26 protein-coding genes are annotated in these 24,792 nt (G+C 31.8%); 24 read left to right on the top strand and 2 right to left on the bottom strand.

What is annotated here, in order from left to right:
- Positions 1–31: 31 nt before the first annotated feature.
- From ACTTAS_RS06280 to ACTTAS_RS06245, 8 genes are all read left to right on the top strand, one after another.
- Positions 32–1,192: a TRAP transporter substrate-binding protein gene (locus ACTTAS_RS06280; protein WP_262589921.1), complete on the top strand. Its 1,161-nt coding sequence runs from the start codon at positions 32–34 to the stop codon at positions 1,190–1,192.
- Positions 1,193–1,268: 76 nt separating this feature from the next.
- The gene (locus tag ACTTAS_RS06275) at positions 1,269–1,853 is read left to right on the top strand and encodes a TRAP transporter small permease subunit (protein ID WP_440678741.1); all 585 of its coding nucleotides are present in this window, start codon (positions 1,269–1,271) and stop codon (positions 1,851–1,853) included.
- Positions 1,843–3,204, top strand: a complete 1,362-nt coding sequence (locus tag ACTTAS_RS06270; protein ID WP_262589918.1) for a TRAP transporter large permease — start codon at positions 1,843–1,845, stop codon at positions 3,202–3,204. Before ACTTAS_RS06275 ends, ACTTAS_RS06270 begins: the two co-directional genes overlap by 11 nt.
- 6 nt (positions 3,205–3,210) lie before the next feature.
- Entirely contained in the window at positions 3,211–4,539 is a 1,329-nt protein-coding gene (locus ACTTAS_RS06265; RefSeq protein WP_440678739.1) for an amidase, read from the top strand.
- Positions 4,540–4,716, top strand: coding sequence for a hypothetical protein (locus tag ACTTAS_RS06260; protein ID WP_179850415.1), 177 nt, complete (start codon positions 4,540–4,542; stop codon positions 4,714–4,716). It abuts the gene before it with no gap.
- 17 nt (positions 4,717–4,733) lie between these two features.
- A complete protein-coding gene (locus ACTTAS_RS06255) occupies positions 4,734–5,639 on the top strand; it encodes a DMT family transporter (protein WP_440678738.1) in 906 nt (301 codons plus the stop codon).
- Between the two features lie 85 nt (positions 5,640–5,724).
- Positions 5,725–6,441, top strand: a complete 717-nt coding sequence (locus ACTTAS_RS06250; RefSeq protein ID WP_440678737.1) for an alpha/beta hydrolase — start codon at positions 5,725–5,727, stop codon at positions 6,439–6,441.
- A 49-nt stretch (positions 6,442–6,490) separates the two neighbouring features.
- Positions 6,491–7,054, top strand: coding sequence for a hypothetical protein (locus ACTTAS_RS06245; RefSeq protein WP_440678736.1), 564 nt, complete (start codon positions 6,491–6,493; stop codon positions 7,052–7,054).
- Here ACTTAS_RS06245 and ftsY read toward each other — a convergent pair.
- Positions 7,047–7,964: a signal recognition particle-docking protein FtsY gene (gene ftsY / locus ACTTAS_RS06240; RefSeq protein ID WP_428078914.1), complete on the bottom strand. Its 918-nt coding sequence runs from the start codon at positions 7,962–7,964 to the stop codon at positions 7,047–7,049. The genes ACTTAS_RS06245 and ftsY overlap by 8 nt on opposite strands.
- The gene (gene dapF / locus ACTTAS_RS06235; protein ID WP_440613678.1) at positions 7,964–8,788 is read right to left on the bottom strand and encodes a diaminopimelate epimerase; all 825 of its coding nucleotides are present in this window, start codon (positions 8,786–8,788) and stop codon (positions 7,964–7,966) included. The genes ftsY and dapF overlap by 1 nt, the downstream gene beginning before the upstream one ends.
- 166 nt (positions 8,789–8,954) lie before the next feature.
- Here dapF and ffh point away from each other — a divergent pair, with 166 nt between their 5' ends.
- From ffh to ACTTAS_RS06155, 16 genes are read left to right on the top strand one after another with little or no spacing between them, the layout of a single operon-like run.
- The gene (gene ffh, locus ACTTAS_RS06230; RefSeq protein WP_440678734.1) at positions 8,955–10,313 is read left to right on the top strand and encodes a signal recognition particle protein; all 1,359 of its coding nucleotides are present in this window, start codon (positions 8,955–8,957) and stop codon (positions 10,311–10,313) included.
- Positions 10,314–10,330: 17 nt separating this feature from the next.
- Positions 10,331–10,810 (top strand): 30S ribosomal protein S16, encoded by a 480-nt coding sequence (rpsP, locus tag ACTTAS_RS06225; RefSeq protein ID WP_440678732.1) that lies wholly within the window; start codon positions 10,331–10,333, stop codon positions 10,808–10,810.
- Between the two features lie 14 nt (positions 10,811–10,824).
- Complete coding sequence (gene trmD / locus ACTTAS_RS06220; RefSeq protein WP_440678731.1) at positions 10,825–11,511, top strand: tRNA (guanosine(37)-N1)-methyltransferase TrmD; 687 nt, start codon at positions 10,825–10,827, stop codon at positions 11,509–11,511.
- Positions 11,512–11,527: 16 nt separating this feature from the next.
- Positions 11,528–12,064 carry a 50S ribosomal protein L19 gene (rplS, locus tag ACTTAS_RS06215; RefSeq protein WP_440678730.1) on the top strand — a complete coding sequence of 179 codons (537 nt, stop codon included), beginning with the start codon at positions 11,528–11,530 and terminating at the stop codon, positions 12,062–12,064.
- A gap of 11 nt (positions 12,065–12,075) precedes the next feature.
- Entirely contained in the window at positions 12,076–13,479 is a 1,404-nt protein-coding gene (leuC, locus tag ACTTAS_RS06210) for a 3-isopropylmalate dehydratase large subunit (RefSeq protein WP_440633091.1), read from the top strand.
- Complete coding sequence (leuD, locus tag ACTTAS_RS06205) at positions 13,480–14,085, top strand: 3-isopropylmalate dehydratase small subunit (protein WP_440678728.1); 606 nt, start codon at positions 13,480–13,482, stop codon at positions 14,083–14,085. It begins immediately after the preceding gene.
- A complete protein-coding gene (gene leuB, locus ACTTAS_RS06200) occupies positions 14,078–15,184 on the top strand; it encodes a 3-isopropylmalate dehydrogenase (protein ID WP_262589906.1) in 1,107 nt (368 codons plus the stop codon). The genes leuD and leuB overlap by 8 nt, the downstream gene beginning before the upstream one ends.
- Positions 15,185–15,210: 26 nt before the next feature.
- The gene (locus ACTTAS_RS06195) at positions 15,211–16,974 is read left to right on the top strand and encodes an acyl-CoA dehydrogenase family protein (RefSeq protein WP_440678726.1); all 1,764 of its coding nucleotides are present in this window, start codon (positions 15,211–15,213) and stop codon (positions 16,972–16,974) included.
- Between the two features lie 2 nt (positions 16,975–16,976).
- Positions 16,977–18,593, top strand: coding sequence for an acyl-CoA synthetase (locus tag ACTTAS_RS06190; RefSeq protein WP_440678725.1), 1,617 nt, complete (start codon positions 16,977–16,979; stop codon positions 18,591–18,593).
- A gap of 8 nt (positions 18,594–18,601) precedes the next feature.
- Positions 18,602–19,378, top strand: coding sequence for an alpha/beta fold hydrolase (locus ACTTAS_RS06185; protein WP_440678724.1), 777 nt, complete (start codon positions 18,602–18,604; stop codon positions 19,376–19,378).
- Positions 19,375–20,484, top strand: coding sequence for a dimethylsulfoniopropionate demethylase (locus ACTTAS_RS06180; RefSeq protein ID WP_440678723.1), 1,110 nt, complete (start codon positions 19,375–19,377; stop codon positions 20,482–20,484). The genes ACTTAS_RS06185 and ACTTAS_RS06180 overlap by 4 nt, the downstream gene beginning before the upstream one ends.
- 15 nt (positions 20,485–20,499) lie before the next feature.
- Positions 20,500–21,507: an aspartate-semialdehyde dehydrogenase gene (locus tag ACTTAS_RS06175; RefSeq protein WP_440678722.1), complete on the top strand. Its 1,008-nt coding sequence runs from the start codon at positions 20,500–20,502 to the stop codon at positions 21,505–21,507.
- Positions 21,497–21,880, top strand: a complete 384-nt coding sequence (gene sdhC / locus ACTTAS_RS06170) for a succinate dehydrogenase, cytochrome b556 subunit (RefSeq protein ID WP_440678721.1) — start codon at positions 21,497–21,499, stop codon at positions 21,878–21,880. Before ACTTAS_RS06175 ends, sdhC begins: the two co-directional genes overlap by 11 nt.
- Before the next feature lies 1 nt (position 21,881).
- Complete coding sequence (gene sdhD / locus ACTTAS_RS06165) at positions 21,882–22,208, top strand: succinate dehydrogenase, hydrophobic membrane anchor protein (RefSeq protein ID WP_440633083.1); 327 nt, start codon at positions 21,882–21,884, stop codon at positions 22,206–22,208.
- A complete protein-coding gene (gene sdhA, locus ACTTAS_RS06160; protein WP_440613691.1) occupies positions 22,208–23,983 on the top strand; it encodes a succinate dehydrogenase flavoprotein subunit in 1,776 nt (591 codons plus the stop codon). The genes sdhD and sdhA overlap by 1 nt, the downstream gene beginning before the upstream one ends.
- Positions 23,983–24,762 carry a succinate dehydrogenase iron-sulfur subunit gene (locus ACTTAS_RS06155; RefSeq protein WP_262589896.1) on the top strand — a complete coding sequence of 260 codons (780 nt, stop codon included), beginning with the start codon at positions 23,983–23,985 and terminating at the stop codon, positions 24,760–24,762. Before sdhA ends, ACTTAS_RS06155 begins: the two co-directional genes overlap by 1 nt.
- Positions 24,763–24,792 lie beyond the last annotated feature (30 nt).

The following is a 24,792-nucleotide window of genomic DNA, read 5'->3' as shown; positions in this document are numbered from 1 at the left end:
CTCGCCAAGTTAATTAACTAGAGGAGAATAAATGATTAAGAATAAAAAATCTTTGAAGAGTTCTAAAACTCCTTCAAGAAGAAAGTTCTTCAAAGCAGCGGCAGCAACTGGTGCAGCAACAGCAGCAGCAGTGGCTATGCCAAACATTGCTTTAGGTGACGGTCACGTTACTTTAAAAATGCAAGCTGCTTGGCCATCAGGTGCTAACATATTTTTCGAAATGGCTTCAGACTATGCGAAAATGGTTAGTGACATGTCAGGTGGTAAATTAAAAATTGATGTGCAACCAGTTGGAGCAGTTGTAAAAACTTCTGAAATTGGTCAAGCAGTTAGTTCTGGAGTAGTAGATATGGGTCACTGGGTGACAGCATACTGGTACGGAAAAAACCCTGCTGCATCTCTTTTTGGAACAGGTCCTTCATACGGAATGTCGTCTCAAGAAGTTATGGGATGGATGGAGTATGGTGGAGGAAGAGCATTATATGAAGAAGCTGTAAAAAGTGTAGGATTTAATTACACAGGTTTCTTCCATATGCCAATGCCTGCACAGCCTTTTGGTTGGTTCAAAAAGAACGTAACTAAAGTATCTGATGTTAAAGGTATGAAGTATAGAACTGTTGGTCTAGCGACTAACGTTTTAACTGCTATGGGAATGGTTGTAAGACAGTTACCAGGTGGTGAAATCCAACCAGCAATGAAAACTGGTTTGATTGATGCTGCTGAGTTTAACAACCCAACATCAGACTCACAGTTTGGAATGCAAGACGTCTCTAAACACTATCACTTAGGAAGTTTCCACCAATCTCAGGAAATGTTTGAAATTCCTATGAATACTAAGAGACTAAACAGCCTTTCACCTGAACATCAAGCTATCTTGAGAAATGCTGCTTATGCTGCAAACTCAGATAACTACTTTAAAGCATTGGTTAGATATTCAACTGACCTTGCTAAGTTGATGAATGAGCATAAGGTTAATGTTTACCAAACGTCTGATGCTATCCTAGCAGAACAATTAAAAGGTTGGGATAAAGTTGTAGGAGAGTTTTCTGCTAAAGATGCTTTCTTCAAAAAAGTAGTAGACTCACAAAAAGCATACGCTAAGAGAACTATGAAGTATCTGTTGATGAATCAACCGAACTACAAATTAGCTTATGAAAATGAGTTTGGTCCAATCGAAAAAGTTAAAATCTAATTAACTTTAAGATAAATTTAAAAGGGGGTTGAAAAACCCCCTTTTTTTTACACGTATTTTAATATATTTCTTTGATATGAAGTCATTTATACAATTTGCAGATACTCTTAGCACATCAATGGGTAAAGCTTTTTCTTGGTGCATAGTAGTTTTAATGGGAGGAACTGTTTATGAAGTAGTTATGGCTTATGTTTTTAATTCACCTACACTTTGGAACTTTGATTTTAGTATGCAGATGTATGGTGCAATTTTAATGATGTCAGGCGCATATTGTTTAGCTACAGAATCACATGTTAGAGGTGACGTTATTTACAGATTATTTAGTCAAAAAACTCAGGCTTGGATTGATTTGGTTTTATACTTTATTTTCTTTTTTCCAGGTGTGATCGCGTTAGCTTTTTATGGATATGAATATGCTGCGCTTGCTTGGAAAATAAAAGAGACTAGTTGGAGTAGTCCAGCTCAAATCCAAATTTATATGGTTAAATCGATGATACCAGCTGCAGGTATTTTATTAATTATTCAAGGCATCAGTGAAGTATTTAGATCTATTATATGTATTCAAACAGGTCAATGGCCAGCACGAATGGTCGTTGCTGAAGAAACAGAACAAGTTTTAATGAGAACAGCTCAAGAAGAGGACAAAAAAAATGTTATTTAGTTTAACAAATCCAGAAATTGCAATTTTAATGATGGGTATGTTTTTGTTTGCAGTTCTTTTAGGTTTCCCGATTGCTTTCACTTTAATGGCTATGGGAATAGGCTTTGGATATTTTGCTTATTACGATGCAACAATGATGGAGCACATTTTTGATAATCGTATATTCCAATTGTTTGTTCAAAATACTTATACTGTTATGGACAACAACGTTCTTACGGCTGTGCCTTTATTTTTATTCATGGGATATCTAGTAGAAAGAGCAGGGATTGTAGCTAAACTATTTTTTGCAATTAGATTGGCCGCACATAGACTTCCAGCTTCAATGGCGGTAGCTGCACTAATTACTTGTACATTATTTTCGACAGCTACAGGAATTATTGGTGCTGTTGTAACTTTGATGGGATTGTTAGCATGGCCTGCAATGGTTAAAGCAGGTTATGATAAAAAATTTGCGTCAGGAATTATTTGCGCTGGTGGATGTTTAGGAATTTTAATTCCACCGAGTATTATGCTTATTGTTTATTCAGTAATAGCCCAACTATCACCATTAAGACTTTTTGCAGCAGCAATATTTCCAGGTCTACTTTTAGCAGGTCTTTACATTGCATATGCAGTATTTAGAGCATGGTTAAATCCATCTATTGCTCCTAGACCTCCAAAAGAAGATATTCCACCAACTGGTGAAATTTTAAAAGAAGTTTTGGTTTCTTTCGTTCCCCTGTTTGGTTTAATTATGCTTGTATTAGGTACTATTTTGGCAGGTATTGCAACTCCAGCAGAAGCAGCTGCAGCAGGAGCTTTTGGGGCAATACTTTTATCTTGGTTTTATAAAACACTTAAATGGCAAAACTTTAAAGAGTCTGTTTTTTTAACAGCTAAAACAACTGCAATGATCATGTGGCTGTTTATTGGTTCCTGGACTTTTTCATCGGTGTTTTCTTATTTAGGGGGACACGAGGTTTTTGAACACTTCTTTACTTCTATAAATATTACGACTTGGCAGTTTTTAATTATCACTCAAATAATTATTTTTCTTCTAGGATGGCCTTTAGAATGGACTGAAATTTTAATTATTTTTGTTCCAATATTTTTACCCTTATTAGAAGTATTTGGTGTTAATCCATATTTCTTTGCAATGTTAATTGCTTTAAATTTACAAACATCGTTTTTAACCCCACCCATGGCTATGTCGGCTTATTATTTAAAAGGAGTTCAAAAATCTAATGTTGAACTTATGGATATATTCAGAGGAATAATGCCATTTTTAGCAATTGTAATATTTGCAATGTTTTTAATGTATATGTTCCCAGGAATAGCGCTTTGGTTACCGGAAACTTTATTTGCACAATAAAAGAAAATGACAGATGTTTTTTCATTAAAAGTTGAAGAACTTGCTGTAAAAATTAAAGAAGCACAAATTACATCAGTAGAGTTATGTAAAATTTATATAGACAGAGTAAATAAATTTGAAAAAGACGTAAAAGCATGGGCGCATTTAGATAAAAAACTTTTACTAGAAAAGGCATCAGAGGCTGATGAACATAGGAAATCAGGCAAACCACTCGGCCCACTTCATGGAATACCTGTTGCGGTAAAAGATATTGTTGGAACTGTTGATATGCCTACAGAATGTGGAACATCAATAAGAAAAGGGAAATCATATTCTCAAAATGCTGAAATAGTTGATCTATTAATATCTGCTGGAGCAATTATAATGGGTAAAACAGCAACATCGGAATTGGCATTTTTAGGTCCTTCAAAAACTACAAATCCTAATGATTATTCTAGAACCCCAGGTGGATCATCTAGTGGATCTGCAGCAGCAGTAGCTTCTTTTATGGCTCCGCTTGCAATTGGATCACAAACAGGAGGTTCAGTTATAAGACCTGCATCTTATTGTGGAGTTGTTGGTTATAAGCCTAGTTATGGTTTGATTAGTAGAAATGGTGTTCTAAAAACCTCTGAAAAATTAGATCACATTGGTGTTTTTGGAAGATCGGTAGAAGATGTTGCTCTTCTTGCTAAAATTTTAATCAAAAAAGATAATTATGATACAGCAACAGTTCATTACTCTAGTGATGAAATGTTAGCAGAAACAAAAAAAGGACCTTTGTTTGATCCTAAATTTATTTTTTACAAAACTGATCATTGGAAGCTTCTTGGAAAAAAATCAAGAGAAGCATTTGATTACTTTATAAAATCATTCAAAAATAATATCGAAGTTTTTGATACACCTTCGTACTTTAAAGATATTCATAAATACCACCAAATAATTCATGAGACAGATTTAGCTAATAATTTTTCACTCTATTATAAAAAGTATAAAAAAAAATTATCTAAGTATATGCAAGATGCAATTTCAAAAGGTAACAAACATTCTGCAAAAGAATATGCAGAAGCTATAGATTTTATGAAAAGAAGTTATGAATCTTATAAGGAAGTTTTTGAGGATTATCATGGAGTTTTATCCCCATCTAGTCCTGGAGTAGCACTGAAAGGTTTAAAAAGCACAGGAACGGCAGAATTTAATAAAGTATGGTCTTATTTAGGTACACCTTGTATATCATTACCTATACTTCAAGGTGAAAACAATTTACCTTTAGGTGTACAATTAATTGGCGCAAAATATGATGATCAAAGATTTTTAGGTGTTGCTAATTGGTTAGAAAAGGAATGTAATAATTAAATGCAAAAATTTACAACATTTTTAGGTTCTCTTCTCGCAATTGCTTTTTTAGTAGGACTTGCAACAACGTTGACTAGATCATCGATGATTGGATTTTTTGATGTTCTTCCTGTTTATATTTTAATGGGTGGAGCAATTTTTATGATGGTTTACGAAGCGTTTTTCGATAAAAAATAATTTTTCTTAATATACAATTGTCTAGTCAAAATAAAAATTTATTAGCTTTATCTCTTTTATTTATTCAACCAATATTTATGGCATCTAATTTAATTGTTGCTAGAGGTGGTGTTGAGTTTGTGCCCCCAATTTCATTAGCTTTTTGGAGGTGGACGTTTGTATTTTTACTTCTTTTACCTTTCACATATTCATCATTAAAAAAAAATTTCAAAGTTATTAAAAATGAATACTCAAAATTATTTTTTCTAGGAGCAATGGGATGTGGAGTTTGTGGGGCTTTTCCTTTTTTAGCAGGCAAAACAACAACTGTTACAAATATGGGAATTATTTATACCTCATCTCCTATTTTTATAATTATAATTTCTGCAATATTTTTTAAAGAGAAAATTAATTTATTAAAAATTATTGGTTTGATTTCGTGTTTAGTTGGAGTTTTAGCAATTATTATTAAAGGAGATTTAAATTTACTTTTAAATTTAAATTTCACCATTGGAGATTTATGGATGTTGGCAGCTGCGATTGGCTGGGCCTTATATTCGATTTATTTATTTTACTGGAAATCTCAATTATTGATTTTTACTAGATTTTCTATGATATCTTTTTTTGGTGCAGTAAGTTTATTTCCATTTTATTTGGCAGAAGAAATTTATTTTGAACAAACTATATTTAATTCTGATTTTTTATTGTGGACTATATTTGCAGCCGTTTCACCAGGAATTATAGCATTTACTTTATATACTAAAGCTCAAGAAAGCTTAGGAGCTTCACTTACTGGCTTTACCTTATATGTATTTACTATCTATGCAGCAATTTACGGATTTATATTGTTTGATGAAAATTTAGAAACATTTCATTATATTGGTACTGTACTTGTTTTTGTTGGAGTTTACTTAGCAAAGAAAAATTATGATACCAAAACCTAGGAAATTAATTTTGCAAATTATATTTTGGATCTTAGTTATATATTTTATTTTACTAGCTTATCTTTTTATATTTCAAAGAAATCTAATGTATCATCCCCAGGAAAATAATTATTCAGGAGATAAAATAGAAGTAGAGATAGAAAAAGTTCAAATTCAAACAGCAGATAACATTAGCCTTTTAGGATGGTTTCATGAAAAAGATTTGAAAAAATTTAAGACTGTTGTTTATTTTCATGGAAATGCAGGAAGCCTAGAAAATAGAATTCATAAATTAAATCATTTTAAAAATATGGATGTAAATTTTTTAATAATCGCTTGGCGTGGATTTAGTGGAAATTTAGGAAATCCATCTGAAAATGCTTTATATCAGGATGGAAAAAGTGCAATTAACTGGCTTAAAAATAAAGGTTTGAGTGACAGTGATTTAATCATTTATGGAGAGTCACTTGGCACAGGAATTGCAACTGAGGTTTCTCAAAATAAAAGATATGCTGGTTTAATTTTAGAAACACCTTTCACTTCAATGATTGCTGCAGCTAAGAATTTTTATCCATACATTCCTGTCTCTCTAATATTGAAAGATAAATATAAAAATGATGAAAAAATAAAAAATATTAATATTCCAGTTTTAGTTATGCATGGCGAAAAAGATCAAATTGTTCCTTTTTCAATGGGAAAGAAAATGTTTGATTTAGCAAATGATCCAAAGTTCTCTTACTTTACCAAACATGACGATCATATGATGGAATTTGATAATAATATGGTTTTCCAACTAGGTTCATTTATAAAAAGTTTAAATTAAGCCACAATCAAAACAATTTTATTCCAAAAATTCTAATTAATTTCTAATCATGAAGAAACTATTCATTTATATTTTTTTGACTTTTCTTATTTCAGGAACTTCTTTTTCTAAAGAAAATTTGTCTTCAATTGAAAATTTATTTTTTATTGATCAAATGAACTCGCATGATGAAAATTTTGCTTTGTATTTTAAACCAAGAGAAAAGGCTATATTAGCAAAAGGGGAAGTAAGTAATTACATCAATGATTACCCTAAAGATCTTTATATATATGATTATAAAACAGAAGTATCATCACCATTGATTTCTTATGAATGGTTTCCAAGAAAAGCAAAAAATTTTTTAAAGGAATATAATTTTCCAGTTTTTCCAGATGATTTTGCTTATTATCTATTAAAGGATAACAAAACATTGGTAATGATTAGTGCTGTTAAAAGTTTAAAAGTAAATTTCAAATACGATATTGTTGAAAAGAAATTAGATTTATATCCAACTAATGGAAAGTTTGATTTCATTATTTCCTCTATTGTAAAGGACTGCGGACACTACAAATTTAAGGATAATTACAGATGTAGTTTCTATAAACCTTTAATATCTAGTAATTTAATTAAGTAATTTGTGTAAAAGCATCAGCAAATTTTTCAGCTTCAAAAATTTGTAGATCATCTTCCTTTTCACCTAAACCAAGTGCAATAATTGGTATTTTATACTTTTTGGCTACAGCCAGAAGTATTCCCCCCTTAGCTGTTCCATCTAATTTTGTCATCACTAAGCCTGTAATTGGGATAATTTTATTAAATTCTTCAACTTGATTTAAAACGTTTTGACCTGAAGTTGCATCTAAAACTAAAATCACATCATGAGGTGCACTTTCATCTATTTTTTTTGTAACGTTTGCTATTTTTTTATATTCTTCCATTAGGTTTTTTTTATTTTGCAGTCTTCCAGCAGTATCAATTAAAACTTGATTAAAATTGTTTGATATAGAAGTTTCTATTGCCTTATAGGCTACAGATGCAGGATCAGATCCTTGAGAAGATTTTGTAATTTCAACATTAATTTTTTTTGCCCAATTTTCTAATTGCTCTATAGCAGCAGCTCTAAATGTATCTGATGCTGCCAACATAACTTTATTACCATTTTCTTTTAATATTTTACTAATTTTCCCAATAGTTGTTGTTTTACCAACGCCGTTAACTCCAGAAACTAAAATGGCATTAAGTTTTTCTTTATTTTTAAAAAATTCATTATTTTCTAGAGGTTTCATAACTGAGATAATGTAGTCTTTAAGAATATTATTTATCTCAGCAGTTAAATCTTTGTTTGGATCTATTTTTGTTTTTGAGATTATTTCTCTAATTTCTGAGGCAGAAGCTACCCCAACATCTGATTGAATTAAATAATCTTCAATTCTATCTAAAGTTTTGTCATCAATTTCTTTTTTGACAACTATATCTCTTAGGCCCGATGTAAAAGCTGAAGCACTTTTTTTAAATCCTGATTTAAATTTTTCGAAAATTCCCATTAAATTTCTATATCGATTTCTTTTATATCAGAAACAGGACCTTTCATGTGGATACTATTGTTTTCATCTATAGATATCGTCAATCTTCCAGTAGAAAATTCGATGTTAACTTTATCGCTAGCAAGTCCTGCCTGCTTAGCAGCAAAGGCAGTAGCACAAGCTGCAGTTCCACATGCTTTTGTCAAACCAGCTCCTCTTTCCCAAACTTTTACCTTTATTAACTCTTTGTTTACTATTGTGGCTATTGTGACATTACATTTTTCTGGAAACAGTTTGTGGTTTTCTATTTCTGGGCCAACTTTTTCTATTTTGAATTGTTCGTTGTCTTCCACAAAAAAAATTATATGAGGATTTCCCACATTGACGGCCGTTCCTCCAAAAAATTCATTATTATTTGAATCAACAATTTTAATATTTAAGTTTTTAGTTTCTAATTCTTGAGATAATGGTATTTCATTCCATTTAGTTCTGCCCAAACCAATTTCAGTAGATACTAATTTTTCTCCTAAAATATGAGATTTTAAATGGCCAGATAAAGTTGTTAAAATAATCGTGTCTTTATTTTTTTCTTTTCCTAATAGCTCAGCCACACACCTTGTACCATTTCCACATGCACCAGAAATCCCACCGTCAGAGTTAAAAAATTCTATTGAAGCATCGTAATCTTGGTCTTTATTAATTAATATAAGTTGGTCGCATCCTATAAAGTTTCTGTCACAAATTTTAATTATTTGGTCTTTGGTAAGATTTGTAACTTTTTCTCTATTATCAATAATTACAAAATCATTGCCTAAACCGTCCATTTTAAATGCTTTAATATTCATAATTAGATATTTAACTTATTTATTGACTTTTTGAACCTCTATTATAGGTTGTTGCCGTTTCCGCAAAAACATTAACTTTGCGGTGTCTTTGGAAACAAAGAGATCGACACTAGTCAGCGAGAGTTCGCCCACTAGTGCGTTACTGCTATGCGTAATAAAAAAATATATGTTTGATAATTTAACAAATAAATTTGAAGAAATTTTTTCTTCTTTAAAAAAAGCACCCTCTCTGAATGAAGCTCAGGTAGATGAGGGTTTGAGAAGTATTAGACAAGCATTACTTGAGGCAGATGTTTCTTTAGATGTTGCAAAAGAATTTGTTGAAAACGTAAAACCTAAAGCTTTAGGACAAGAAATTATAAGATCAACTTCTCCTGGAGATATGGTTGTAAAAATTGTCTACGATGAGCTAGTAAACTTACTAGGTTCTAGCAATGTAGACATAAATTTAAATGCTGTACCACCAGTTCCTATGATGATGGTTGGTTTGCAGGGCTCGGGTAAGACAACTTCTACTGCAAAATTAGCTAAATATTTAGAAGATAATAAAAAGAAAAAAGTGATGATGGTCAGTTTGGACATTTATAGGCCAGCAGCACAAGAACAGCTTAAATCTTTAGGTGAACAGAATAATATTTTGACACTTCCAATTATTGAAGGTCAACAACCAACTGATATTTGCCAAAGAGCCATGAGTGCAGCAAATCTGAATGGAGCAGATATAATTTTGTTTGATACAGCTGGGAGAACTCAAATTGATTTACAAATGATGAGCGAGATCAAACAAATTGAGAGCATTATTAATCCAGCAGAAACTTTTCTTGTAGCGGACTCTCTTACAGGTCAAGTTGCTGCTTCAGTTGCAAAAGAGTTCAAAAACACAGTTAACTTATCTGGAATAATATTAACTAGAGCTGACGGTGATGCCAGAGGTGGAGCTGCCGTGAGTATGAAATATGTATCAAATGTTCCAATAAAATTTTTGGGTATAGGTGAAAAAATAGAAAATTTTGAGGTATTTCATCCAGATAGAATAGCAAATAGAATTTTAGGAATGGGAGACATTGTTTCTCTTGTAGAAAAAGCTGCTCAAGATTTAGGCGAAGAGAACATTAAAAAAGCTGAGGAAAATTTAAAAAAGGGTCAATTTTCTATGGAAGATTACCTTTCTCAATTAAGACAAATGAAAAAAATGGGAGGCATTGAGGGGATCATGTCTTTTATGCCAGGAGTATCTAAAATTAAATCTCAAATGGATACAGCAGGGATTGACGAAAGTATTATAACAAAAAACGAAGCTATCATTTTATCAATGACAAAAAAAGAGAGAGAAAATCCAAAAGTAATTGATGGTTCAAGAAAAAAAAGAATTGCTAATGGCTCTGGCACAGATCCAGCCACTATCAATAAATTGCTTAAGCAATTTAAAATGATGTCTGAAATGATGAAAAAGATGTCAAAAGGAAATCTGAAAGGTATGTCTGATCAAGGGATACCACCAGAGCTATTTAATAAACTAAAATAATAAAATAAGGAGAACAAATGTTAAAACTTAGATTATCAAGGGGAGGCTCTAAAAAGAGACCAGTTTACAAAGTTGTTGTAGCTGACAGTCGTTTCCCAAGAGATGGAAGATTTATAGAAAAAGTTGGTTTTTTTAACCCACTACTTCCTAAAGATAAAAAAGAAAGAGTAGGTCTTGAGGCTGAAAGAATTAAATATTGGCTAGGTCAAGGCGCTAAACCAACAACAAGAGTTGCAAGAATTTTAGGTGAAAATGATTTAATCCCTATGCCAGCAGCTGGAAATAATCCAAATAAAGCTGTCCCTAAGAAAGAAAGAAATAAAAAAGAGGAAGATGGTGCAGAAGCTCCTAAAGAAGAAGCTCCTAAAGCAGAAGCAGCTCCAGCAGCAGAAGCTCCTAAAGAAGAAGCTCCTAAAGCAGAAGCAGCTCCAGCAGCAGAAGTTCCTAAAGAAGAAGCTCCTAAAGCAGAAGCAGCTCCAGCTGAGGAAAAAAAATAAACTAAAGATAATCTATGTGGAAAGCTCAAGTGTTTACACTTTATCCAGATATTTTTCCTGGTCCTTTGTCTAAAGGTCTGTATGGAAAAGCAATGTCTAAAAATATTTGGAATTTAAAAGTGGTAAACATTAGAGATGCTGCTGAGGATAAACATAAAACTGTAGATGATACTCCATACGGAGGTGGTTCTGGTATGCTGATGAAGGCAGATGTATTAGCTAAATCATTAGATCAAAATAAAAATGAAGGAGAAAAAATATTATATTTATCTCCTAGAGGAAAAAAATTTGATCAAAATTATGCCAAAGAATTATCGAAGGAAAAATCGGTTTCGATAATTTGTGGACACTTCGAAGGAGTTGATGAAAGAGTGTTAAGCACAAGAAATATAGAAGAAGTTAGTATTGGAGACTTTATATTATCAGGAGGAGAGTCAGCAGCATTTGTGGTGATTGATAGTATTTTGAGGCTTTTACCCGGTGTTCTGGGGAATGAGAATTCTAAGGTAAACGAAAGTTTTGAAAATGGATTATTAGAGTATCCTCAGTTCACAAAACCTCAAATTTGGGAGGAAAAAGCTGTTCCAGAAGTACTTTTGTCAGGAGATCACAGCAAAATTAAACACTGGCGTTTATCTCAATCTGAGGCTATAACACGCGTCCGAAGACCAGATTTATGGGAAAAATATAAGAAGAATTAATTTGATAAATATAACTATGAAAACAATTGAAGAGATAAATCAACATAACGTTAAAAAAATACTTTCAGAAAAAAAGATACCTGAATTCTACCCTGGAGATGTGGTTAAAGTGGGTGTTAGAATTACAGAGGGAAAAAAAGATAGAATTCAATATTTTGAAGGCGTTTGTATTGCAAAAAAAAGCAGAGATTTAAACTCGTCTTTCACAGTTAGAAAAATTTCTTTTGGTGAAGGTGTTGAAAGAACATTTCCACTTTATGGAACTTTGATTGACTCAATTAAAGTTATTAGATCAGGGAAAGTAAGAAGGGCAAAATTATATTATCTGAGAGAAAGAACAGGTAAATCAGCAAGGATTGCAGAAAAAATTAGAAAAAAAATTGGTATCGATGTTGATGTAAAACCCGAAACAGTTACTGAAGAAAACGTAGCTCCACCGACAGAAGCTACAAAAGAAGAGGCTCCTAAAGTAGAAGCAGCTCAAGCAACAGAAGCTCCAAAAGAAGAAGCTACTGCTGAACAATCAACAGAAAGTACTTCAGAAAAAAAATAATTTTTTTTTCAATGTCCACTACTCTTTACGATAAAATTTGGAATGATCATCTAGTAGATCAGCAAGAAGATGGAACAGCTTTATTGTTTGTTGATAGACACTTAATTCATGAAGTTACTAGTCCACAAGCGTTTGAAGGTTTAAGAAATTCAAATAGAAAAGTTCGTCATCCTAATTTAACTCTAGCTGTTGCTGATCATAATGTTCCAACGACAGATAGAACTAAAGGGATATCAGACCAGGAATCGAAAATACAAGTTGATACATTAGAATCAAATTGTAAGGAATTTGGTGTGCAGCTTTTTGGTATGGATGATAAACGACAAGGAATTGTTCATATTATTGGACCAGAACAAGGCTTTACTCAACCAGGTACAGTTATTGTATGTGGAGATAGTCATACAGCAACTCATGGAGCTTTTGGATCATTAGCTTTTGGTATTGGAACATCTGAAGTTGAACATGTTTTAGCAACGCAAACACTCGTTCAAAAGAAAGCAAAAAATTTTAGAATTAATGTTAATGGAACACTTCCATTAGGAGTAACATCTAAAGATGTAATACTTCAAATCATCGGAAAGATTGGTACTGCAGGAGGAACAGGTTGTGTAGTTGAATATGCTGGAGATTTAATAAGATCTTTGAGTGTTGAACAGAGAATGACTATTTGCAACATGACCATTGAGGGTGGTGCAAGAGCTGGATTAATTGCTCCAGATGAAAAAATATTTGAATATTTAAAAGGTAAACCCATGTCTCCAAAAGGAGAAAATTGGGAAAAGGCACTTGAATACTGGAATAGTTTAAAAACAGATGCTGATGCAAGTTTTGATAAAGAAATAAATCTTAATGCAAATGATATTTTACCAATGATTACTTGGGGGACTTCACCTCAAGATGTAATTACAATCGATGGAAAAGTACCAAATCCTCAAAATGAAAAAGATGAGGATAAAAAGAACTCAATTGAAAGAGCATTAAAATATATGGGACTAACACCTGATATGGCAGCAACTGATATCAAGATAGATAAAGTTTTTATTGGAAGCTGTACAAATGGAAGAATTGAAGATTTAAGAGAAGCTGCCAAAATCTTAAAGGACAAAAAAATATCATCACATGTAAATGCCATTGTAGTTCCAGGGTCAGGATTGGTTAAAGAACAAGCTGAGCAAGAAGGTTTAGATAAAATATTTGTAAATTCAGGATTTGAATGGAGAGAGCCAGGCTGTTCTATGTGTTTAGCAATGAATGCAGATAAATTAAAACCAGAGGAAAGATGCGCATCTACTTCAAACAGAAACTTTGAAGGAAGACAGGGAAGAGGCGGCAGAACGCATCTAGTAAGCCCTGGGATGGCAGCTGCAGCTGCAATCTCTGGTAATTTAGATGATGTAAGAAAGTATCAAAATTAAATGCAAAAATTTAATACATTAAAAAGTATTCCAGCTTATTTACCAATCGTAAATATCGATACAGATATGATTATTCCTAAGCAATTTTTAAAAACAATAAAAAGAACTGGACTTGGAAAAAATTTGTTTTTTGAAATGAGATATGACAATAATGGAAAAGAAATTAATGATTTTGTATTAAATCAGGAACCATTTAATAACTCAAAAATTTTAATTGCAGGAAACAATTTTGGATGTGGTTCATCAAGAGAGCATGCTCCATGGGCATTGTTAGATTTTGGAATTACTTGTGTGATTAGTTCAAGTTATGCTGATATTTTTTATAGTAATTGTTTTAAAAATGGAATTTTACCAATAATTCTTGAAGAAGAAAAAATAAAAGAACTTTCTGAATATGCAAATAGAAAAGAAGAAATTTCTGTAGACTTAAATGATCAAAAAATTATTTACGGAAATAATGAAATTAAATTTGAAATAGATCCATTTAAGAAAAAATGTTTGTTAGAAGGATTAGATGACATTGCTCTTTCTTTAAAAAAATCTGACAAAATTCAAAATTTTGAAAATCAGTTAAAAGATAAAAAACCTTGGGTTTTTAATGATTAAAGTAAAAAAAAGAAAAATTCTATTATTACCAGGTGATGGTATTGGACCTGAGGTAATTGGAGAAGTTAGAAAAATAATTAATTGGTTTAATGATAAAAAATCTTTAGACTTTGAAATAGATGAAGATCTTGCGGGTGGATGTTCTTACGATAAACATGGTACACCTATAACAGATGAAGTTTTTTATAAAGCTTTAGAGAGCGAAGTTGTTATGCTCGGTGCAGTTGGAGGACCTAAGTGGGATAATATTGAGTTTTCAAAAAAACCGGAGAGAGCTTTATTAAAATTAAGAAAAGAATTAAAATTATTTGCAAATTTGAGACCTGCCATATGTTTTGAACAGTTAGTTGGTGCATCAACACTTAAACCAGAAGTAGTTTCGGGTTTAGATATAATGATTGTAAGAGAATTAACAGGTGGAATTTATTTTGGTGAACCAAGAGGTATTAAACCAATAGAAAATGGTGAAAGAAAAGGAATAAATACTCACACTTATACTACTAGTGAAATTACTAGAGTTGCAAGAGTTGCCTTTGATCTTGCTAGAAAAAGATCAAATAAAGTTACATCTTGTGAGAAATCTAATGTTATGGAAGCTGGACAACTATGGAAAGAAGAAGTTCAGGAACTTCATGAAAAAGAATACAAAGATGTTGAACTAAGTCATATGCTTGCAGATAACTGTGCAATGCAATTACTTAGAAATCCAAAACAGTTTGATGTAATTGTTACTGATAATTTATTTGGTGATATGCTTTCAGATCAAGCTTCAATGTTAACAGGATCTTTAGGGTTATTACCTTCTGCATCTTTAGGTGCAAAAAATAAAGATGGTGAAATGAGAGCAATGTATGAACCCATACATGGCTCAGCTCCTGATATTGCAGGAAAAGGGTTAGCAAATCCAATCGCTACAGTACTAAGTTTTGCAATGGCTTTAAGATATTCTTTAGATCTTGATAATGAAGCTGATGCTTTGGAAAATGCGGTTCAAGCTGTGTTAAATGATGGTCTAAGAACGAAAGATATCCTTTCTGAGGGTATGAAAGAAGTATCTACTTCGCAAATGGGCGACGCGATAATTTCAAAATTGCAATAAACCTCTAAGTATTCTAAGCTTTTCAAATGCCAAGTTATTCTGCACCTGTTAAAGATATGATGTTTCTCTATGAAAAATTAAGAGATAATAAAAATTATAATGATCTTGAAAGATATAATGAAGTTAGCTCAGATTTGGTTAAAGATATTTTAGAAGAAGCAGCTAAAATCAATCAAAATTTAATTTTACCACTTGCTAAAGCAGGCGATGAAAATCCAGCAGTTCTAGAAAATGGTGTAGTTAGAACACCACCAGGATACAAAGAAGCTTATCAGAAATATATTGAGGATGGATGGACTTCATTGTCATGTGATCCAAAATATGGTGGTCAAGGAATGCCAAAAACAGTAAGTGCTTTTTTTGACGAAATGCTGTCCTCTGCGAGTTTATCTTTTAAACTTTATAGTGAATTAAGTATTGGAGCATACAATTGCATTAATCATCACGCTACTGATGAAATAAAAGATAAATATTTACCTAAAATTGTAGAAGGTAAATGGAGTGGCACGATGTGTTTAACTGAACCTGTTTGTGGTACTGATTTAGGTTTACTTAAAACAAAAGCAGTTAGTCAATCTGATGGAACTTATAAAATAATTGGCCAAAAAATTTTCATCACATCAGGCGATCATGACTTAACAGAAAATATTGTTCATTTAGTCTTAGCAAGATCTACCGACTCTCCTCCTGGAACAAAAGGAATAAGTTTATTTTTAGTACCCAAGTTTTTAGTAAATCAAGATGGATCGGTTGGACAAAGAAATGGTATTTCAACAGGATCTATTGAAACAAAAATGGGAATTAAAGGTTCGGCAACATGTGTCTTAAACTTTGATGATGCAACAGGATACATGATTGGTCCTAAGGACAAAGGTTTAAATGCAATGTTTACCATGATGAATCTTGAGAGAATTGTAGTCGGTATTCAGGGATTGGGTATTTCAGAAATTGCTTACCAAAATTCACTTGCTTATGCAAAAGAGAGAAAACAAGGAAAAACTAATAATTCTAGATCTTCAAATGGTGCAGATTTTATTATTGACCATGCAGACATAAGAAGAACTTTATTAAATATGAAATCTATAATTGAGGGAGAAAGAGCTTTATGCTTTTGGTTGTCTCAACAAACTGAAGTTAGTCTTCATCATCCAGATAAAAAAATTAAACAGGAAGCTTCTGATTATGTTTCTTTGATGACACCTGTAGTTAAATCTTTATTTACTGATTTAGCTATGGAGATTACAAGTGATGCTATGCAGATTCATGGAGGATACGGTTATACTAAAGACCAAGGTATTGAGCAATTATATAGAGATAATAGAATCACACCGATATATGAAGGAACCAATTCAGTTCAAGCCGCTGATTTAGTATTTAGAAAATTAATAAACAGAAATGGTGATGTAATTTCTAAATTTTTAGAAATGATAAAATCTGAATGTGAAAACAAACATGAAAAGGTAAAATCATTTACAAAAGATCTTACATATTATCTTGATATTTTATCAAAGTTCACTGGTTGGATTGTAGATAAAAGTAAAATCGAAAAAGATGATGTTTCTGCAGCTGCAAATGATTATTTAAAAACACTTGGTTATATTTCGATTGCTTTTTCATGGATAAAAATCTTAGAAATCAGTTTTAAAGATTATGAAGAAAATAAAGAGTTTTATTCAGACAAAATTAATACAGCTACATTCTACTTTGAAAAAGTGTTACCAAGAGCAGAATATCATTATAAATCTGCAGTTTCAGGTAGCTCAAATATAATGAAATTTAAATTTAATTAATAATGAATCATTACGATATTAATCTGGATAGAAATAATGCAAATTATGTTCCATTAACACCACTAACATTTTTACAAAGAGCCAAAGATGTTTATCCTGATTATGAGGCTATAGTTTATGAGGATAGAAGTTATACTTGGAGTGAAGTTTATAAAAGAGCAGTAAAATTTGCCAGTGCACTTTCTAAAATTGGCATTCAAAAAGGAGATACAGTATCTTTTTTAGCTTTTAATACTCCTGAAATTTTTGAAGCGCATTACTCAGTTCCAATGACAGGAGCTGTTTTAAACACAATAAATATAAGATTAGATGCTAATACAATTAATTATATTTTAAATCACAGTGATGCGAAGGTATTGGTTGTAGATAGACAATTGCATTTAGAAGTAAAAAAAGCTTTAAAAAATTTAAATAAAAAAATCACTGTTATAGATATTAACGACAAACATGCTGATCAATCGAAATTGGAAAAAATTGGAGATTTAGAATACGAAAGTTTTTTAAATACTGGAGATGAGAATTTTGATTGGAAAATGCCTGATGATGAATGGCAGGCAATATCTTTAAGTTATACTTCAGGTACAACTGGCAATCCTAAAGGTGTTGTTTACCATCATAGAGGTGCGTACTTAATGTCCACGGGAAGTACTGTTGCCTGGAATATGCCTAATCGTTTAAATTTTTTAACTGTTGTACCTATGTTTCATTGTAATGGCTGGTGCTATCCATGGACAGTTCCAATGTTAAATGGAAGAACAATTTGCTTAAGAAATATTGATGTTAAGAAAATTTTTGAGCTTATTGATAAATATGACATTACTCATTTTGGAGGAGCACCAATAGTTTTAAATATGATAACTGGAGCTCCAGAAAGTGATAGAAAAAAATTAAAGCATAAAGTTTACGTCTTAACTGCTGGAGCACCTCCGCCAAGTATTATTTTTAAAAAAATGAAATCTCTTGGATTTGAAGTTATGCATGTTTACGGTCTTACAGAAACATATGGTCATGTTACACAATGTGCGTGGAATGATGGATGGAATGATTTAGATGAGGATAAACAAAATGAGATTAAAGCAAGACAAGGAGTGAGGTATCCCAATACAGAAGGAGTAACAGTTTTAGATCCAGAGACGATGAAAGAAGTTCCTAAAGACGGAAAAACTATCGGAGAGATCATGATTAGAGGAAACGTAGTAATGAAAGGTTACTTTAAAGACAAAGAAGCTACCGATAAAGCAATGAAAGATGGATGGTTTCATAGTGGCGACTTGGCAGTTATGTTTCCTGATGGATATGTAAAAATTCAAGATAGATCTAAGGATATTATTATCTCAGGGGGAGAAAATATTTCATCAATAGAAATTGAAAATACCTTATCTAAACATCCTTCAGTTTCAATAGCAGCAGTAGTTGCTAAACCAGATGAAAAATGGGGAGAAGTACCTTGTGCTTTCATCGAGATGGTTCAAGATAAGCCTGTTACTGAAAAAGAATTAATTGATTTTTGTAAAGAAACTTTGGCTGGATTTAAAGTTCCCAAAAAGGTCGTTTTCTGCGAACTACCTAAGACATCAACTGGAAAAATACAGAAGTTTGAACTGAGAAAAAAAGTTTAGGAATCTAATTGATATTTGAAATAGAAAATAAAAGTATTTTTGCTTCAGACAATGGCAAAGGTATAGATAAAAACAAAGATACCATTGTTTTTCTTCATGGAAGTGGCTTATCTCATATTGTTTGGTCATTAAGTGAGCAATTTTTTTCAAATAATAATTTCAATGTATTATCTATTGATTTACCAGGACATGGAAATTCTGAGGGGCCATGTTTAAAAACTATTGAGGAGATAGCAGAATGGTTGGAACTTGTATTTGATGCCTTAGATCTTCAAAATTTAATATTAGTTGGTCATTCACAAGGATGTTTAGAAATACTTGAGTATTCCCATAGATACAAAGATAGACTAAAAAAAATAGTCTTTGTAGGTGGATCTAATAAGATGCCTGTTCATCCTGATTTGATTGAGCTTGCAGAAAATGGAGATTCTGATGCAGTAAAATTAATGATGAAGTGGGGATACGAGGGTTCAAAAAAATTTATAGGTGGTAATCCAGTTGAAAGAATTATTCAATCTCCAAAAGATATTAGTGAAATACTTGCTGTAGATCTTATAGCTTGTAATAATTACAAAAATGGCTCAACCGCAGCTGGATCAATTGAGGTTCCATCAATGTTTGTTTTTGGTTCTCTAGATAAAATGGTTAATTTAGAATCTGGAAAAAAATTCTCTCAATTGATTAAAAATTCAACTATTCATGTAATCGAAGGATGTGGGCATATGATTATGATTGAAAAAGCATTTGAAATGCGGGACAAGGTTTTACAATTTTTAAATAAATGAAAAATTATTCAATAGCAAAATCTAGAAGACTTAGAAGTACACCATATACTTCAAGAGTAGAAAAACAAGGTGTAACAGCTTATACAATCTATAACCATATGTTGCTTCCAGCAGCCTTTGGATCTGTAGAAGACTCTTATCATCACTTAAAAGAACATGTTCAAATTTGGGATGTTGCAGCAGAAAGGCAAGTTGAAATTTCAGGAAAAGACTCAGCTAAATTAGTTCAATTAATGACTTGTAGAGATTTATCTAAATCTAAAGATGGTAGATGTTATTATTGTCCTATTATAGATGACCAAGGTGGATTAATTAATGATCCTGTAGTGCTGAGATTAAGTCAGGAGAAATGGTGGATATCCATTGCAGACTCTGATGTAATTTTATTTGCAAAAGGATTAGCAATTGGAAATAAATTTGATGTTAAAATCTTTGAACCAAATGTAGACATTATGGCTGTTCAAGGTCCAAAATCATTTAAGTTAATGGAAAAAGTATTTGGAGAAAAAATAACTAAATTGAAATTTTTTGGATTTGATTATTTTAATTTTGAAGGAGTTGACCATTTAATTGCACAATCAGGTTGGTCTAAGCAAGGTGGTTATGAAATTTATGTTCAAAACACTGAGTCTGGTCAAAAGTTATATGATCATTTATTTGAAGCTGGTAAAGAATTTAATGTTAAGCCTGGATGCCCTAATTTAATAGAGAGAATTGAAAGTGCTCTATTATCATTTGGAAACGATATGGATAACAATGATAACCCGTTTGAGTGTGGTTTTGATAAGTATGTTAACTTAGATAGTGATGCAAAGTTTTTGGGTAAGGAAAAATTAATAAAAATAAAAGAAGAAGGAATTACTAAAAAATTGATGGGTATAAAAATTGATATTAATGAAATCAGTGTAACAGGTTCTCTAGATTTGACAGATGAAAACAACAACCTAATTGGAGAATTAAGATCTGCTTGCTATTCACCTCACTTCAAAAAAGTAATTGGTATAGCTATGATGCAAAAAGGATACTGGAATCTTGAGCAAAATGTAAAAGTTGTTGTAAATGGACATAATTGCGCTGGAAAAGTTTGCGATTTACCTTTCATTTAGTATAACAACCCCATCATGAATTTAGCTATAGTCGGAGCCACGGGCAATGTTGGAAGAAAAGTACTAGAAGTACTTGAGAGGAAAAATTTGCCTATTTCAGAAATTTTTTTAGTTGCATCTCAAAGAAGTGCTGGTTCAAAAATTAATTTTAAAGGAAAAGACATAGAAGTTGAAAATTTAGAGACTTTTGATTTTTCAAAAGCAAAAATTACTTTTTTTGCAGCAGGTGGAAAAATTTCAGAAGCTTATGCCTCAAAAGCAGCAAGCCATAGCATTGTAATAGATAATTCTAGTTTTTATAGAATGGACCCCGATGTTCCTTTGATTGTACCTCAAGTAAATGCGGATGACTTAAGAAATATAAAAAAAAATATTATTGCTAATCCTAATTGCTCAACTGCACAATTAGTCTTACCATTAAAACCAATCCATGATTTATTTAAAATAAAAAGAGTAGTTGTAGCTACGTATCAATCAGTATCTGGTGGTGGTAAAGCACCAATGGATGAATTAGTAGAACAGACTAAGCTAGCACTAGAAAACAAAGCAATTGAATCAAAAAATTTTACAAAACAAATTTCATTTAATTTAATTCCACATATCGATGTATTTGCTGATGACGGATACACAAAAGAGGAATTAAAAATGACCAATGAGACTAAAAAAATTCTAGATAAAAATATTGAATTATCAGCAACTTGTGTAAGAGTACCAGTTTTAGTTTCTCATTCTGAAGCGGTAAATTTAGAATTAGAAAAAGATTTTACAATTGATCAAATTAAAGAATGTCTTGAGAAAATGGAAGGCTGTAAAGTTATTGATGAGAGACAAGATGGTGGATATTCAACACCACTTGAAGCCGCTGGAAAAGATGAGACATTCATTTCAAGAATTAGAGAAGATAAAACTAAAAAGAATTGCTTAAATATGTGGATTGTCTCAGACAATTTACTTAGAGGTGCAGCCTTAAATGCAGTTGAAATTGCTGAAACATTAATAAAAAATAATTTTTATGGAAAGTAAAAGACCTCTTTCTCCTCATATACAAATTTATAGATGGCACATATCTTCACTAGTATCTATTTCTCATAGAATTACTGGAATAATAAATATCATAGCAATAACTTTAGTTTGTGTCTGGGTTTCTTGGCTAATTTTAGGAGAACCAAAATATGATTTGATAAACTTTTTTTTTAATTCATTTCTTGGAAAATTTGTTGCAATAGGGTTAGCGTGGTCTTTTAGTTTTCAGATACTTAGTGAAATCCGACATATAATAATGGATATGGGTTATGGCTATGAACTAAAGACTACTCGTATAACAGGTTTGATGGTGATCTTTGGTTCATTGATTTTAACTATTTTATTTTACTTAATTGGAAAAAACTTTTTTTAATATGAATTTAGCTACAAAAAAATGGATGTTTTTAAAATTATCATCAATAATTTTAGTCCCTTTAATGTTTTGGTTTATAATTAATTTCATATCAGTTTATGATGGAGACTATTCTGAAGTAGTTAGTTTTTTTTCAAATAAAACAAATAAGTTTTTATTTAGTATATTTTTAATTTTTGCTTATTTTTTTTCTGCCCTAAGTATTAGTGAGGTTTTTGAGGACTATATTTCTAATGAAAAAACCAAATATGTCGCAAACAGACTTCTCTATATTTCTGCTATAATTATTCCATTATTAACAATAATAATTTTACTTAATCTAAAATAATGAGCGCTTATAATATAATAGATCATGAATATGATGTAGTTGTCTTAGGAGCTGGTGGATCCGGCTTGAGAGCCGCTGTTGGATTAAGCGAAGCTGGATTGAAAACAGCGTGTATTTCAAAAGTATTTCCAACTAGAAGCCACACATCTGCTGCACAAGGAGGTATCTCAGCTGCACTTGGTAACATGGGAGAAGATGACTGGAGATGGCACATGTATGATACGGTTAAAGGTGCAGATTGGTTAGGTGATCAAGATAGTATTGAGTATTTATGTAAAGAAGCTCCAAAAGCTGTTTTAGAATTAGAAAAATATGGAGTTCCATTTAGTAGAACTGAAGAGGGAAAAATATATCAAAGACCTTTTGGTGGAATGACAAAAAATTATGGAAATGGAATTGTACAAAGAACATGTGCTGCTGCGGATAGAACTGGTCATGCAATTCTTCATACGCTTTATGGACAAGCCTTAAAACATAACACTGAGTTTTTTATAGAATATTTTGCATTAGATCTTTTAATGAAAGATGGAGCGTGCAAGGGATTAATTGCATGGAATTTAAATGATGGAACAATCCATAGATTTAGAGCACATACTGTAATTATAGCTACAGGTGGATATGGGAAAGTCTATTATTCAGCTACATCTGCGCATACTTGCACTGGAGATGGAAATGCAATGGTATTAAGAGCTGGATTGCCTCTTCAAGATATGGAGTTTGTTCAATTTCATCCAACAGGAATTTATGGTCATGGCACGTTAATAACAGAAGGTGCTAGAGGTGAGGGTGGTTATCTAACTAACTCTAAGGGCGAAAGATTTATGGAAAGATATGCTCCAAATGCAAAAGATTTAGCATCAAGAGATGTTGTTAGTAGATCAATGTCTATTGAAATAAATGAAGGAAGGGGAGTTGGAAAAGATCAAGATCATGTTCATTTAAACTTAAGTCATTTAGATAAAGATATTATTGAAAGTAGACTTCCAGGAATTACTGATGCTGCAAGATTATTTGCAAATGTAGATGTAACTAAAGAGCCTATACCTGTTGTGCCAACAGTTCATTATAATATGGGTGGTATTCCAACAAATTACAAAGCAGAAGTTTTAACTGTTAATGGTTCAGAAAAAACTGTTCCAGGTCTGATGGCTATAGGAGAAGCAGCATGTGTATCTGTTCATGGTGCGAATAGACTTGGCTCTAATTCATTAATTGATTTAGTAGTGTTCGGAAGAGCAGCAGCAAAAAGAGCAGCAGAATTAGTTAAACCCGGAACTCCTCATGAAGAGTTACCTGAGTCTGAGACACAAAAATGTTTAGATAGATTTGATAAGTTAAGAAATGCAGATGGAAATAATAGTACTGCAGAACTTAGACTTTCAATGCAAAAAACAATGCAATCTAAATGTGCAGTATTTAGAACAGAAAAAAATTTAAAAGAAGGCGTTGATGATATTAGAAAAACTTATGATGGAATGGACTCTATTTCTGTTAAAGATAGATCTTTAGTATTTAATACTGATTTGGTTGAAACTTTAGAATTTGATAATTTAATTAGACAAGCAGTAACAACAGTAGAATCTGCATATCACAGAAAAGAAAGCAGAGGAGCTCATGCAAGAGATGATTATCCAAAAAGAGATGATGATAAATTTATGCAACATACTCTTGCTTGGTGTGATGGAAAAAATACAAAAATTAGTTATAGACCAGTCCACAAGTCAACTTTGACTAATGAAGTTCAATATTTTCCACCACAAGAGCGGGTATACTAATGGTACAATTGAATTTACCAAAAAATTCTGAAGTCAAAAAAGGTAAATATTTTAAAGATAAAACAGGCTCTAAAAATCTTAGAAGAGTAAATGTTTATAGATGGGACCCTTCTACTGAAGAAAATCCAAGAATTGATACTTATGAAGTTGATATGGATAATTGTCCTTCAAAAGTTTTAGATATTTTAAATAAAATTAAAAACGAAATTGACCCAACATTAGCTTATAGAAGATCTTGTGCTCATGGAGTTTGTGGTTCTTGTGCTATGAACATGGGTGGCAAAAATGGTTTAGCGTGCACAACTCCGCATTCGGAAATTGATGGAGATATAGACATATATCCGCTACCGCACTTGAAAGTTAAAAGAGATTTAATTGGAGATTTGGATGGTTTGTATAAACAATATCAATCTATTGAACCTTGGTTAAAAAATAATTCAAAAAAAGAAACAACAGAAATTTATCAATCTCAAGAAGATAGAGCAAAACTTGATGGCGCTTATGAATGTATTATGTGTGCATGTTGTTCAACATCTTGCCCAAGTTATTGGTGGAATGGAGATAAATACTTAGGTCCAGCAGTCCTTCTACAAGCTTACAGATGGATCGTTGATAGTAGAGACGAAGAAAGAAAAGCAAGATTAAAAAAAGTTGCTGATGAATTAAAACTTTACAGATGTCATACTATTTTAAATTGTACAAATGCTTGTCCCAAAGGCCTAAATCCAGCAAAAGCAATTGCAGAAATTAAAAAAATGTTAGCTACGGCCAATGTTTAAATAGACTATTAAGTTTTTTTGATTTAAAAG

Origin of the sequence: Candidatus Pelagibacter sp. HIMB1611, from assembly GCF_052047715.1 — a bacterium.
Taxonomy (GTDB): domain Bacteria; phylum Pseudomonadota; class Alphaproteobacteria; order Pelagibacterales; family Pelagibacteraceae; genus Pelagibacter.
This window is presented reverse-complemented; position numbering and strand designations above follow the sequence as displayed.